The sequence below is a fragment of the Sphingomonas glaciei genome, assembly GCF_023380025.1.
GTDB classification, from domain to species: Bacteria; Pseudomonadota; Alphaproteobacteria; order Sphingomonadales; family Sphingomonadaceae; genus Sphingomicrobium; species Sphingomicrobium glaciei.
Window position 1 is genome coordinate 2516523 of record NZ_CP097253.1, and the last position, 13832, is coordinate 2530354.

General features: G+C 67.4%; 13 protein-coding genes. 5 read left to right on the forward strand and 8 right to left on the reverse strand.

Annotated features, from left to right (window positions below; translation table 11 throughout):
* The first annotated feature begins 21 nt into the window (after positions 1-21).
* Complete coding sequence (locus tag M1K48_RS12345) at positions 22-1026, forward strand: alpha/beta hydrolase (protein WP_249503504.1); 1005 nt, start codon at positions 22-24, stop codon at positions 1024-1026.
* A gap of 16 nt (positions 1027-1042) precedes the next feature.
* On the opposite strand, the gene M1K48_RS12350 is transcribed toward M1K48_RS12345, so the two are convergent.
* The 3 genes from M1K48_RS12350 to M1K48_RS12360 form a co-directional block, all read right to left on the reverse strand.
* Complete coding sequence (locus tag M1K48_RS12350; RefSeq protein ID WP_249503505.1) at positions 1043-1543, reverse strand: PilZ domain-containing protein; 501 nt, start codon at positions 1541-1543, stop codon at positions 1043-1045.
* Between the two features lie 125 nt (positions 1544-1668).
* On the reverse strand, positions 1669-3249 hold the full coding sequence (gene serA, locus M1K48_RS12355; protein WP_249503506.1) for a phosphoglycerate dehydrogenase: 1581 nt from the start codon (positions 3247-3249) through the stop codon (positions 1669-1671).
* A complete protein-coding gene (locus M1K48_RS12360) occupies positions 3246-4370 on the reverse strand; it encodes a phosphoserine transaminase (protein WP_249503507.1) in 1125 nt (374 codons plus the stop codon). The genes serA and M1K48_RS12360 overlap by 4 nt, the downstream gene beginning before the upstream one ends.
* A gap of 367 nt (positions 4371-4737) precedes the next feature.
* On the opposite strand from M1K48_RS12360, the gene M1K48_RS12365 reads away from it, so the two are divergent.
* From M1K48_RS12365 to M1K48_RS12380, 4 genes are all read left to right on the forward strand, one after another.
* Positions 4738-5805 (forward strand): M23 family metallopeptidase, encoded by a 1068-nt coding sequence (locus tag M1K48_RS12365; protein ID WP_249503508.1) that lies wholly within the window; start codon positions 4738-4740, stop codon positions 5803-5805.
* Positions 5806-5839: 34 nt separating this feature from the next.
* Positions 5840-6172, forward strand: a complete 333-nt coding sequence (locus M1K48_RS12370) for a HesB/IscA family protein (protein WP_249503509.1) — start codon at positions 5840-5842, stop codon at positions 6170-6172.
* Positions 6173-6211: 39 nt separating this feature from the next.
* Complete coding sequence (gene xth / locus M1K48_RS12375) at positions 6212-6985, forward strand: exodeoxyribonuclease III (protein ID WP_249503510.1); 774 nt, start codon at positions 6212-6214, stop codon at positions 6983-6985.
* Positions 6986-7077: 92 nt separating this feature from the next.
* Positions 7078-7347 (forward strand): PilZ domain-containing protein, encoded by a 270-nt coding sequence (locus M1K48_RS12380; protein ID WP_249503511.1) that lies wholly within the window; start codon positions 7078-7080, stop codon positions 7345-7347.
* Here the strand turns inward: M1K48_RS12380 and M1K48_RS12385 are convergent.
* The 5 genes from M1K48_RS12385 to hflK all read right to left on the reverse strand — a co-directional run bounded on the left by M1K48_RS12385 (position 7344) and on the right by hflK (position 13810).
* The gene (locus M1K48_RS12385; protein ID WP_249503512.1) at positions 7344-8486 is read right to left on the reverse strand and encodes an N-acetyltransferase; all 1143 of its coding nucleotides are present in this window, start codon (positions 8484-8486) and stop codon (positions 7344-7346) included. The two genes, M1K48_RS12380 and M1K48_RS12385, sit on opposite strands and share 4 nt — an antisense overlap.
* Before the next feature lie 8 nt (positions 8487-8494).
* Complete coding sequence (locus M1K48_RS12390) at positions 8495-10126, reverse strand: helicase HerA-like domain-containing protein (RefSeq protein WP_249503513.1); 1632 nt, start codon at positions 10124-10126, stop codon at positions 8495-8497.
* A 61-nt stretch (positions 10127-10187) separates the two neighbouring features.
* The gene (locus M1K48_RS12395; protein WP_249503514.1) at positions 10188-11726 is read right to left on the reverse strand and encodes a Do family serine endopeptidase; all 1539 of its coding nucleotides are present in this window, start codon (positions 11724-11726) and stop codon (positions 10188-10190) included.
* 105 nt (positions 11727-11831) lie between these two features.
* Positions 11832-12692, reverse strand: a complete 861-nt coding sequence (gene hflC, locus M1K48_RS12400) for a protease modulator HflC (RefSeq protein WP_406697373.1) — start codon at positions 12690-12692, stop codon at positions 11832-11834.
* Positions 12692-13810, reverse strand: coding sequence for an FtsH protease activity modulator HflK (gene hflK / locus M1K48_RS12405; protein ID WP_249503516.1), 1119 nt, complete (start codon positions 13808-13810; stop codon positions 12692-12694). The genes hflC and hflK overlap by 1 nt, the downstream gene beginning before the upstream one ends.
* Positions 13811-13832 lie beyond the last annotated feature (22 nt).

A 13832-nucleotide genomic window follows, 5' to 3' on the forward strand; every position in this document is an offset into this window, starting at 1 on the left:
GGGTGAGGTCCAGAACAGGGGATGATGATGGGCAGGACGCGGATCGGTCTGGCGATGCTGTCGGTGACAGCGCTGATCGCGGGAAGCGGGGCGTGGGGGCGGCGCGGCGGGACGGCTCCGGAGTGTGGGACGCTTGCGTTGCGGCAGTGCCTGCTGGCCGGCGCGAATCGCGGCAATTGCCTGGCATCGGTAATACAGTCGCTTCCGGACAGCTGCCGCAAGGCGATGAGCGAGCGGGCGGCGGCGCGGGCGGGCGGTCTTCCGGTTGGCTGGCGTGAGGAAGCCTATGGCAGCGATCCGCGCCAGAAGCTCGACTGGGCGCGGCCGGCGAACACGATTGGCAAGGCGCCGCTGCTGCTGTTCGTGCACGGCGGCGGCTGGTCGATCGGCGACAAGCGCATTTGCGCCGGGCAGAAGGGTGTGCATTATCTTGGCCAGGGCTGGGCCTTCGCCAGCACCAACTACCGGCTAGTGCCGCAGGCGCGGGTCGAGGAACAGGCGGCTGATGTGGCGGCGGCGATCGCCTTCCTGCGCCGCCAGCCAGGGATAGACCCCGACCGGATCGTGGTGATGGGGCATAGCGCCGGCGCGCATCTGGCGGCGCTGGTGGCGACCGATCCGGCCTATCTCAAGGCTGCCGGCGTGCCGATGAGCGCGGTGCGCGGCGTGGTGCTGCTGGACGGTGCCGGTTATGACGTCGGCGAACAGATGGCCGAGGCGCGCAATGCCGTGCAGTCGATGTACACCCAGGCGTTCGGGACCGACCCAAAGCGGCAAGCGGCGTTGTCACCCGCCCGCCATGCCGCCGCGCCCAATGCCGCCGAGTGGCTGATCCTGCCGGTCTCCTCCCGCCGCGATTCGACCGCGCAGAGCGAGAAACTGGCGCAACTGCTGCGCAAGGGTGGCAGCCGCGCCGCCGTGCTTGCGCAAGCGGGCAAGACTCACGCCAGCCTCAATCGCGAATTGGGAACGGACGGCGACCCGAGCACAGCGGCGGTCGACGCGTTCCTGGCCAGGCTGAAGTGACTTCAGCGCGCGACGGCTACAGCAGGGCGGAGATCGCCCAGCCGATCGAGCCCCAGCTCAGCGCCAGCAGTCCGCCCAGGACCAGGCCGCGGGTGCGCAGCGAATAGCGCTCGTCGATCGGGTCGACGGCAACCAGTTCGGTCGTCAACGTCTGCAGGCGACCGATGTCGAGGCCGGCGTCGGCATTTTCCGGCGGTGCGGCGACCGGGCTTTTGAGCAAGGCCGCACTGATGACGGCTGCCGGGATGCTGAGCTCGAACGCGCAGCCGTGGAAGTTGCCGCTGCTCCACACCACCGACGCCGCCGTCGGGCCGCGCTCGGGCAGGTCGACGAACAGCGTCTCGCCGCTGCACAGCGCCTGCGTGGTTTCGATCAGCAGTCCGGTCGGCGACAGGTCGTGGATCACCACCTCGATCCCGCTGTCGGACAGTACCGCCCCCAGCCGCAAGGCACGGCGCGAGGTGTAGCGGCGGTTGGCGGCGTCCAGCGGCGAGGCGGCTTGAACTGCAATCGACATAGGTGGCCCCGTGATGGTGTCCGGGGACCGTGGCGGTGAGGTGTTAACAGATCATCAAGCCGGAGGCGCGGGTGGTCGAATTAACTCCACCCGCGCTGCCTGCCGAGGGCCGTGGATGGCCGTCCCTAGAAGCTCAACGGCACAACCTCGCGCACGCCTTCCAGCGCGCACAATTTGGCGACGACGTCGGGTGTCACCGGATCGTCGACCGCGACCAGCGCCACCGCTTCGCCGCCGGCGGCGCGGCGGCCGAGGTTGAAGGTGGCGATGTTGATCCAGGCCTGGCCCAGCGCAGTGCCGAGCTTGCCGATGAAGCCCGGCGCATCGTTGTTGACGATGTACAGCATGTGGCCGGCAAGGTCAGCCTCCACCGCCACGCCGAAGATGTCGACCAGCCGCGGCGCCGAATTGCCGAACAGGGTTCCGGCGACGCAGCGCTCACCGCCCGGGGTCGAGGCGGTGACGCGGACGAGGGTGTGATAGTCGCCCTCGCGTTCGTGGCGGACTTCCTTGACGTCGAGCCCGCGTTCCTTGGCCAGGATCGGGGCGTTCACCATGTTCACGGTCTGGCTGTAGGTGCCCATCAGGCCGGCCAGCACGGCTCCCGTGATCGGCTTCTGGTTGAGCGCCGCGGCCGCGCCCTCGACCTCGATCGAGACGGCGCGGACCTGGTCGCCCAGCACCTGCCCGGCAAGCCGGCCGAGCTTTTCGGCCAGTGCCATGTAGGGCTTCAGCCGCGGCGCTTCCTCGGCCGACAGCGAGGGCATGTTGATGGCGTTGGTGACCCCGCCGAGCAGCAGGAAGTCGCTCATCTGCTCGGCGACCTGGATCGCGACATTGACCTGAGCCTCGGTGGTCGACGCGCCGAGGTGTGGGGTGGAAATGAAGCCCGGGGTGCCGAACAGCGGGCTGTCGGTGACAGGCTCGGTCTCGAACACGTCGAGCGCCGCGCCGGCGACTTGGCCGCTGTCGAGCGCATCCTTGAGCGCCGCCTCGTCGATCAGTCCGCCGCGGGCGCAATTGATGATCCGCACGCCCTTCTTGGTCTTGGCCAACGCCTCGCTGCTGAGGATGCCGCGGGTCTGGTCGGTCAGTGGGGTGTGGAGCGTGATGAAATCGGCCCGGGCGAGTAACTGGTCGAGCTCGACCTTCTCGATCCCCAGCTCCAGCGCGCGTTCGGGCGAGAGGAAGGGGTCGAAGGCGACCACTTTCATCTTGAGGCCGAGGGCACGCGACGCAACGATCGAACCGATATTGCCCGCGCCGATCAGGCCGAGAGTCTTGGCAGTCAGTTCGACCCCCATGAAGCGGTTCTTCTCCCACTTGCCGGCTTGCGTCGAGGCGTCGGCCTCGGGCAGCTGGCGGGCGAGGGCGAACATGAGGGCGATGGCATGTTCGGCGGTGGTGATCGAATTGCCGAACGGCGTGTTCATCACCACGATGCCGCGCTGGGTGGCGGCGGGAATGTCGACATTGTCGACCCCGATGCCGGCGCGGCCGATCACCTTCAGATTCTTGGCATGGTCGAGCAGCTTGGCCGTTGCCTTTGTCGAGGAGCGGATCGCGAGGCCGTGATAGTCGCCAATGATCTCGGCGAGTTCGTCCGGGGTCTTGCCGGTAATCTCGTCCACCTCGATCCCGCGTTCACGGAAGATGGCGGCGGCGCGGGGGTCCATCTTGTCGGAAATCAGTACGCGCGGAGTCATGCCCGGGTCTCCTCATAGGCCCAGTCGAGCCATGGCCCGAGGGCCTCGATGTCGGCGGAGTCGACGGTCGCGCCGCACCAGATGCGCAGCCCCGGCGGGGCGTCGCGGTAGCCGGCGATGTCGAAGGCGGCGCCCTGCTCCTCGAGGAGGGCGGCCATTTTCTTGATGCGGGCTTCGTCGGCGCCTTCGACGGTCAGGCAGACGCTGGTCTTCGAGCGCGAGGTCGGGTCGGCAGCGAGGTGGCCGAGCCAGTCGCGCGCCTCGACGATGCGGTTCAGCGCGGCAGCATTGGCATCACAGCGCGCGATGGCGCCGTCGAGGCCGCCGACGCTCTCGACCCATTCAAGCGCGGCGATCGCATCTTCGACCGCCAGCATCGAAGGAGTGTTGATCGTCTCGCCCGAGAAGACGCCTTCGATCAGCTTGCCCTTGGAGGTCAGGCGGAAGACCTTGGGCAGTGGCCAGGCGGGGACATAGCTTTCCAGCCGCTCAACCGCGCGGGGGCCGAGGATCAGGACGCCGTGCGCGCCTTCGCCGCCGAGCACTTTCTGCCAGGAGAAGGTGGCGACATCGATCTTGTCCCACGGAATGTCGTAGGCGAACACCGCACTGGTGGCGTCGGCGAAGCTAAGGCCTTCGCGGTCGGCGGCGATCCACTCGCCATTGGGAACGCGGACGCCCGAGGTGGTGCCGTTCCAAGTGAACAGGACGTCGCTCGACCAATCGACCTGCGCGAGGTCGGGCAGCGCGCCATAGTCGGCGCGGATCACGGTCGGATCGATCTTCAATTGCTTGACCGCATCGGTGACCCAGCCTTCGCCGAAGCTTTCCCACGCCAGTGCTGTGACGGGGCGCTGCCCGAGCATGGTCCACATCGCCATCTCGTAAGCGCCGGTGTCGGAGCCCGGGACGATGCCGATGCGGTGGGTGTCGGGAAGCCGCAGGTTCGCGCGCATTAGGTCGATGCAGCGCTTCAACCGCGCCTTGCCGATCTTGCTGCGATGGGAACGACCGAGGCTGTCGGTGGCGAGTGCGGATGCGGTCCAGCCGGGAGGCTTGGCGCACGGCCCTGAAGAGAAATAGGGGCGTTCCGGACGCACGTCCGGGGTAGGGTTCGTCATGTTCAAACTCTCCTTACAGAGAGCACGCGCCGCGTTGGGACGGCGTGGCCCGCGACCGCTGTACAGCATCGGGGCACCTGCGCAACCGCGATCCCGATTCTGTGGAGAAGTTCCCGATTTTCAGTCTGAAGCGTCTTGTTCCGGCTCAACTCATCGCTGTTCGGTCGCGACTCGTCCCGACGGGGGAACGAAAAGGTTGTGTTTGTTAACCGTAGCGGGTCTCTGAATGGTGTCCGGAGCGGCGGCGGGCACCGCTGCACCGGTCGGGGCTGGGGAGCTCCTGACCAGAAACGAAGTCGAGCACGCTGCTCCTTGAGCCAGCGCGAACGGACTTCATCGATGTGAACGAGCTAGGAGCTTCAGTTCTATGACGCATGCTATTCGAACAACGGGACTGCTCCGCAGCCGCGACCTGTTCGTGCATGACGGCTCCAAGCTCCGTCGCATTCGCCTCTCCGCCACCACCCAATTCGCTTTCTTCATCGCCGCTGCGCTGATGCTGGCCTGGTCCGCGTTCGCAGCCGCTCACTTCCTCGGCGGCGACAAGGCCGCCGTCGTATCGGGCGACACCGCCCAGCTGCAGCAGCTGGCCGTCGCGACCGAGCAGCGCGCCCGCCTGATCGAACAACGCCAGAAGGTGCTTGCGACCATGCTCGCCGGCGGCGACGTCGATCCTTCCGCCCTTCCCGAGACCAGCGACGCCTCGTCGCTTCCGGCCGCGATCGCCGCGCCGCTCGCCCGCGCCGAAACCCGGCTTGCGGCCGAAGAAGCCGCTGCTGCCGAGCGTCTCGAGCAGCGTTATCGCACCGCTACCCGCGAATTGAAGAAGCTCGGCCTGTCGCCCAAGCGTCTCGCTGTCGGCGGCCCGTTCGAACCGGCGACCAAGAGCGACCCGACCTTCAGGGCTTTGTTCAACAGCTGGAAGAAGCTCGACTCGCTGCAGGACGGCGTGATCGCGGTTCCGTCGGACAAGCCGGTAAAGACCGCCGAATTCACCTCCAGCTTCGGAGTCCGCAACGATCCGTTCGGCCGCGGCGCCGCGATGCACGCCGGGATCGACCTCGCCGGTCCGCACGGCACCCCGATCTACGCCACCGCCGACGGCACGGTCACCGACGCCGGCTTCAACAGCGGCGGTTACGGCAACCTCGTCAAGCTCGACCACGGACGCGGGATCGAGACCCGCTACGGCCACCTCGCGGCATTCAGCGTCCGTGCCGGCGACCGGGTCAAGCGCGGCCAGCTGATCGGCCGCATGGGCTCGACCGGCCGTTCGACCGGCAGCCACCTCCATTACGAAGTCCGGATCGACGGCCGTGCGGTCAATCCGATCCCGTTCATGCGCTCGACCGACTATCTGGCCTCGATCAAGAGCCGCAACGGCCACAGCATGGACCAGATCGCACTCGGCGGTCCGGGCCGCAGCAAGCGCTGACCCTGCGCTTGAGGGTGCCGGTCCCGCGCCCTACATGGGTCTTGTGACCAACCTCATCCTCACCGAATCCGCGGCGCGCCGCGTGGCGTTGATCGCCGACAAGCAGGCCAGGCCCCCCGTGCTTCGGCTGGCGGTCGACGGCGGTGGCTGCGCTGGCTTCACTTATCGCTTCGCGCTGGGCGAGCCAGAGGAAGGCGACACCGTCGCGGAGACCGCCGGTGTGCGGCTGGTAGTCGACCCGGTCAGCCTCGACCTCCTCGACGGCAGCGAGATCGATTATGTCGAGGATCTGGGCGGTTCGGCCTTCAAGGTCCGTAATCCCAATGCGGCCAGCGGCTGCGGCTGCGGCTCCAGCTTCGGAATCTGACGGCTCGCCTTGGGGCGTGAGGCTGGCTAAGTCCGGCCGATGAAGATCGCCACCTTCAACATCAACGGAATCCGCGCCCGCTTACCCCGCCTGCTCGAATGGCTGGAACGCGAGCAGCCCGACGTCGCCTGCCTGCAGGAACTGAAATGCGCCGACGAGTCGCTGCCGGTGCTCGACATCGAGGGCGCCGGCTATCGCGCGGTGTGGCACGGGCAGAAGGGCTTCAACGGCGTCGCCATCTTGGTCCGCGGGGAAAGCCCCAACCTGCGGCGGGTCGGACTGCCGGGCGACCCCGACGATACGCATTCGCGCTACATCGAGGCGGAGGTGAACGGCATCGTCATCGCGTCGATCTACCTGCCCAATGGCAATCCGGTGGGGACCGAGAAATTTCCCTACAAGTTGCGCTGGATGGAGCGGCTGCGCGAGCATGCGGCGGGGCTGCTGGCCGAAGAGCGACCGGTGATCCTGGCCGGCGACTGGAACGTGGTGACCGAGGACCGCGACGTCTTCTCGCCCGCGGCGATGAAGCATGACGCGTTGATGCAGCCCGAGACCCGCGCGGCATGGCGCCGGATCCTCAACCAGGGCTGGACCGACGCGTTGCGCGCGCTGCACCCTAAGGAAGAGCGGCTCTACACCTTCTGGGACTATACCGCCGGCTGCTGGCAGCGTGACGCGGGCTTTCGCATTGACCACCTGTTGCTCAGCCCGCAGGTTACCGACCGGCTGGTTGCGGCCGGGGTCGATCGCTGGGCTCGAGGCCAGGAGAAAGCCAGCGATCACGCTCCTACGTGGGTGACCCTGACCTAAAGGCTAAGTTAGCATTGTGCGGGACAGGATTTGGTTAACGGCAGTTAATGCGGGTAGGGCGAGGCCGCCGATTCCCTGCAGAGGACTGTTGCGTGAAGAATGAGGAGGACTGGCCCGAGCGGCGTCACCGGCATGACGTCGAAATCGGCGCCGAAGTCCATTATCCCGACGGGCACCAGCGCCAGGTGCTGATCTCAAACCTTTCGCTCGACGGCTGTCGTATCCACGGCTGGTTCCGCATCGGCGAGGTGCTGGAATTGACCATCCCCAAGATCGGCCGGGTGCGCGGACAGGTGCGCTGGGCGCTGGCGGGCAAGGCCGGCATCCGCTTCCTTCCGGCGACCGAAGCCAACGCGGACTAGAGCGCCTTTTCGTAGATCCGGTAGATCTTGCTGAGGTCCGATCCGCGCAGGTCGGCGATCGCCAGCATCCCGCCATTGTCCTCCAGTACCCAGCCGAACTCGCCGTGGCTGGCGCCGTAATTGCCGACCGAACTCAGGCGGCAATGTTCGATCATCATGAACGCCAATTGCCCTGCCAGGCGCCCGCCCTGGTGCTTCTTGGCGACGCCCATCAGCGGTACCCGCACCCGCTGTACCCTCGGCTTGCGCAGACGCCACAACAGCTTGGCCCAGCCGAACGGAAACAGCCTGCCGTCGAGATCGCGGGTCAGTTCGTTGATGTCGGGGAGGGTGATCATGAAACCGGCCGGCTCGCCGTCGACCTCGGCCACCACCACCAGATCCTCGAAAATGATCGGCTTCAGCTTCTTGCCGGCATAGGCGATCTCGGATTCGGTCAGGGGCACGAAGCCCCAATTGTCCGACCAGGCATCGTTGAGGAGGTTGAGAATGATCGCCGCCTCCTCGTCGAAACGCGACTTGTCGACCTCGCGGATGCGGATGCGGCTGGAGCGATTGCCGGCCTGGATCAGGCGCTGGGCCAGCGGCTCGAGCGGCACGCGGATGTCGAGCGCGTAGCAGTAGAGGTCCTTGGCCTTGGCATAGCCCGCCGCCTCGACCTGAGCTTCATAGGCCGGGCGGTGATGGCCCATCATCGCGGTCGGCGGGTCGGTGAAACCCTTGATCTCCAATCCGGGCTCGTCCCAGATCGACAGGCTGATCGGACCCAGCGCGCGGGTCATCTTGCGCTCGCGCAGCCAGTCCTCGGCAGTGGCGATCAGGGCCGGCCCGGCTTCCTTTTCGCTGTCGAGCACCTCGAACATGCCCCAATTGCCGGTGCCCGTACCCATATGCTCGAGCACCAACCGGTCGATCTGTGCCGAGATGCGGCCAACGGGCTTGCCGTCGCGCGTCGCCAGCCACAGCGCGGCCTCGCCATGCTCGAACCACGGATTTTCGCCGGGGGTGAGCAAACCCATGACTTCCGACTTCAGGGGCGGGACCCAGGCGTGATCGTCCTTGTAGACGTCCCACACGAGGTCGACGAAGCGCTTCTTGTCGGCCTTGGTGGTGACCGGCCGGATGACGAGTGCGGACATGAAACGCCTTACTTGAGGAGGCCGCCGAGGATCCCGCGCAGCAGCCGTCCACCGAGCTGACGGCCGACCGAGGAAGCGGCAGAGCGGGCGGCGGACTGGACGGCCTTGTCGAACATGGTCGGACGCGCCGCCTCACGCGCCTGGCGTGCAGCCTCGCGCTCGGCGGCGACCCGTTCACGCTCGGCCTGGCGTTCGCTTTCGCGCTGCTGGCGATCGGCCTCGCGCTGGGCTGCCAAGTCGGCGCGGGCCTGTTCCTTGGCGAGCCGGGCGTCTTCCTTGGCCTGCAGCGCGGCCGCCTTGGCCGCTTCCTTGTCGGCGCGCGCGGCATCGGCCGCGGCGGCGGCCTCGCCGGCCTTGGCGTGAAGGATCTCCTCGGCGCTGTCGCGGTCGATGCGCTCGTCATACTTGCTGCCGATCGCGTCGGTGCCGACGAAGATCGCGCGTTCCTGGGCGCTTAGCGGGCCGACCCGGGTCGAAGGCGGGCGGATCAGTGCGCGTTCGACCGGCGAGGGGCTGCCATCAGGCAACAGCAACGAGACCAGGGCTTCGCCGACCTTAAGCTGGGTGATCGCGGTAGCGACGTCGACGTCGGGATTGGCGCGGAAGGTCTCGGCGGCGCTCTTCACCGCGGCCTGGTCGCGCGGGGTAAAGGCGCGCAGCGCGTGCTGGACGCGGTTGCCGAGTTGCCCGGCGACCTTGTCGGGAATGTCGATCGGGTTCTGGGTGATGAAATAGACCCCGACCCCCTTGGAGCGGATCAGCCGGACCACCTGCTCGACCTTCTCGAGAAGCGCGGGCGGGGCGTCGTCGAACAGCAGGTGAGCCTCGTCGAAGAAGAAGCACAGCTTGGGCTTGTCGCTGTCGCCGATCTCCGGAAGCAGCTCGAACAGTTCGCTCAGCAGCCAAAGCAGGAAGGTGGAGTAAAGCCGCGGCGACGCCATCAACTTGTCGGCGGCGAGGATGTTGACGATCCCGCGGCCGTCCTCGCCGAGCTTGAGGAAGTCCTCGAGGTCGAGCGCAGGCTCGCCGAAAAAATGGTCGCCGCCCTGGCTACGGAGCTGAAGCAGGCTGCGCTGGATCGCGCCGACCGTGGACTTGGCGACATTGCCATATTCGAGGGTCAGTTCGTCGGCCCGCTCACCGCAGGCGACGAGCATCGCCTGCAGGTCGTCGAGGTCGAGGAGGAGTAGGCCTTCCTTGTCCGCGACGTGGAAGGCGATGCTCATCACGCCTTCCTGCACGTCGTTGAGGTTCATCAGCCGGGCGAGAAGCAGCGGGCCCATCTCGCTGACGGTGGTGCGGATCGGGTGGCCCTGTTCGCCGAACAGATCCCAGAACTGCACCGGGCAATCGCGATACTGCCAGTCTGTGATTCCGAGTTCGGCGGCGCGCGCAGCGAAGACCTCGTGGGTCTTGGTCATCGGCGAGCCGGCCATGGCGAGACCGGCGAGATCGCCCTTCACGTCGGCGACGAAGGTCGGGACGCCGGCGGCGCTGAAGCCTTCGACAAGCCCCTGCAGGGTCACGGTCTTGCCCGTGCCGGTCGCGCCGGCGATCAGGCCGTGGCGATTGGCGCGCGCCAGTTCGAGCTGTTGCGGCTGGGTCCCGCCACTCCGCGCGCCGATGAAGATGCTCGCCATATTCCCTCCCGTCCCTCGCTGGCCGAAAGCCTAGCGAGGGAGGGAGGGATAGGCGAGAGGCTTAGCGGGCGATGTCGACGCCGATGAAGCCTTCGGGCGCCTGTCCGCGCTTGACCAGCAGGAGGACGGCGGTGCGACCCGCGCGGCGGGCAGCCTCGACCGCGGCGCCGACCTGCGCCGTGCTGGTGACCGCCTGGCGATTGACCGAAAGGATCACGTCGCCGCGGCGAAGACCCTTTTCGGCCGCATCGCTGTTCGCATCGACGTTGGTGACCACCAGGCCGCGAGTGTCGGCGGGGACGTTGATCGCGCGCGCAATGTCCGCGGTCAGCGGTTGCAGCGACAGGCCGAGCGCCTGGCCAGCCGGGACTGCGGGGGCGTTCTGGTCGTTGGGATCGAACGCCTGGCCTTCGGGCGTGCCGCCGCTGATCCGCGCCAGTTCCTCGTCGGTCGGGCGCTGGGCCACGGTGGCGTTGATGGTGGTCCGGCGGCCGTCGCGGACCACCTCGATCGGAACCCGCTGCCCCGGAGTGACCAGCGAGATCAGGTAGGAAGCGGTCTCGTCGGGAGTGACCTCGCGGCCCGACACCCGGACGATGACGTCGCCCTGCTGGATTCCGGCGCGAGCGGCAGGCTGCCCGGGAACGACCGAGCGAACCAGTTCGCCCTGGTTCCTTGGAATGCCGAGCGCGGCGGCTTCGCTTTCGCCGATCGGCAGCAGGCTGATGCCGAGGTAGCCACGCTGCGGACGCTGGCCGCGGCGCAGGCTGTCGATCACCGGACGGGCAAGCTCGGCCGGGATCGCGAGGCCGATGCCGACGCTTGCGCCGGTCGGGCTGATCAGCGCCGAGTTCACGCCGATGACGTTGCCATTGAGGTCGAACATCGGGCCGCCACTGTTGCCCATGTTGATGCTGGCGTCGGTCTGGATGTAGCGGTCATAGGCGCCGGCGCCGGTGATCCCGCGATGGAGGGCCGAGATGATGCCGGCGGTAACGGTGCCGCCGAGGCCGTAGGGATTGCCGATCGCCATCACCCAGTCGCCGACCCGGGCGCGGTTGCTGTCGCCCCAGTTGACGAACGGGAAGTTGCTGCCCTCGATCTTGAGCAGGGCGAGGTCGCTGGCAGCGTCGCGGCCGATGATCCGAGCCGGAAGCTCACGGCGGTCGGTCAGGATGACCGTGACGCTGTCGACCGTGCCGGTACCGCCGGCGCCCTGGATCAGATGATTGTTGGTGACGACATAGCCATCGGCCGAGATGATGAAGCCCGAGCCGAGCGAGCCGGACTCGCGGCTCTGCGGGGCTTGGCCCTGGCCCTGGCCCTGGCCGCCGCCCTGTCCGGGCTGGCCGAAGCGGCGCAGGAATTCGGCTAGCGGATCAGTCTGGCCCTGGCGGACCGGGACGCGCTGCTTGGTCTGGATGTTGACCACTGCCGGCTGAAGCCGGGCGGCGAGATCGGCAAAGGAGCCGGGTGCCCCGCGCGGCGGCAAGGCGGCGGGCGCATTCTGGGCGACCTGCGCGCCGACCGGTCCGGTGGCGATCGAGAAAGCGCTCCCGCCGATCAGCAGGGCCGCGGCGAGACCATAGGCGTAGCGCACTCTGGGAAACTCCTTGGCGAATTTCATACGATCATCAACTTCCCTTGAGAGTAGAGGCATCGGCTGTTGTGCTAGGTCAAGCGCCTGAACGCGCGATTGACAGCATCACCGCTCACCCCCCCGGGTGAACTCCCGCAGGAAATCATTCTGCGGAGAGAGGATTACGTTCGTCGGACGGGCTTTGCCGTCTTCGCCGACGAAGGTCCGCTGATAGGCCTGCATCGCGCGGTAGAAATCGTAGAAGGCCGGATCCTTGCCGAAGCTGGCGGCATAGGTGCTGGCGGCCTGGGCGTCGGCTTCGGCCCGGATGACCTGCGCCTGGCGGGCGCCGGTGGCGCGGATCGAGCGGGCTTCCTGCTCGCGCGCGGTCTTCATCCGGTCATAGGCCGACTGCAGCGGGGTGCCGTCGGGAAGATCGGCGCGCTTGATCCGGACGTCTATGATCTGCACGCCATACTGGCGCGCGATGGTGTCGAGGTTGCGGCGGATGCTGTCCATCGCGCCCTGGCGTTCGGGGCTGAGCAGGTCGGCGAAGGGCCGGCGGCCAAGCTCGTTCCGGAGCACCGAACCGAGGATCGGGCGAAGCGCGTCGCTGACCCGTTCTTCCGAACGGGCGCGGATGTACATGCGCAGGGGATCGACCACGCGGTAGCGGGCAAACGCATCGACCTCGAGCCGCAGCTGGTCGGTCGACAGCACCATCTGGCGCTCCATGTCGACGTCGCGGACGCGCTTGTCGATCCACACGATGTCCTCAAAGAACGGAACCTTGAAGGCAAGGCCGGCGCCGTCGCCGCCGATCACCTGCCCCGAGGTGGTGCGGTTGAGGATCCGGTCGGGCTTCCCAAACTGGACGATCAGCGCCTGCCGGGTCTCGGGCACGATCACCACGCTCGACAGCAGTGTGATCAGCAGGGCGAGGAGGATGAAGCCGGCGAGCATCGGCCGGCGCAGCAGGGTGTTGATCATCGACCGGCTCCCGCGGCAGGCGCCTGTGCCCCGGGCTCGGCGATCGCCGCGGCGGGAGGACGGGTCTGGTTCAATGGCAGGTAGGGCGTCACGCCGGGCGCCTCGACGATGGTCTTGTCGACGTTCTGCAGCACACGCTCCATGGTCTCGTAATACATACGGCGACGGGTCACCTCGGGGGCGAGGCGATATTGTTCGTAGACCTTGTCGAAGGCGGTCGCCTCACCTTGGCTGAGCTGGGCGAGCTGGAGCGCATAGGCACGGGCCTGGTTGATGTCGGACTGCGCCGCCTGCTGCGACGCGCTGACCGCCTTGAAGGCGTCGTTGACGGCGGCGGGCGGATCGGCCTGCTTGACCGCAACGCCCTGGATCAGGACCCCCGACTTATAACTGTCGAGGATTCGCTGCATGTTTTCCTGCACCTGGTTCTCGATCTGGCCGCGGCCCTCGCCGATCGCCTGGTCGAGCGTGACGGCCGACAGCGCCGCGCGCATCGCGCTTTCGGCGACCTGTTGGATGGTCTCCTCGGGGTTCTGGATCTCGAACAGGAAGAGCTCGGGGTCGCGGACGTTCCAGCGCACCGAATAAGCGATGTCGATGATGTTCTGGTCACCGGTCAGCATCAGCGTCTCGGTCGAGGTCGAGCCGAGGTCGACGTTTCGGATATTCTCGACGTCGACCTTCTGCACCCGCTCGAGCGGGCTGGGCAGGGTGAAGCCGATGCCGGGACCGAGCGTCCGGCTGTAGCGGCCGACCTGGGTGACGACGCCGCGTTCTTCGGGGGCGATGCGGTGGAAGCTGGTGAACACCAGCCACAGCAGGACGACCGCGAGCAGGCCCCAGCCGATCATCGACTTGCTGGGCGGCGTGGTGCCGCCACGGCCACCGCCGAAGCGGGCACGGCCACGGGCGAGGAAATCGTCGAGGCTGGTGACGCTGGCGCCCGGTCCGCGCGGGCGGTTCGGGCCGGGCGTTCCCCACGGGCTTGCGGGCCCGGGATTATCAGGTCCGCCACTGCCTGGCGGCGGGGTCGAGCCGGTGCTCGATCCCCAAGGACCCTTGTTATCGGCAAAAAGGCCGCGCGCGCGTGCTGCCCACCCCGGTGTCATGTTCATGCGCACAGATATAGATGCAGGC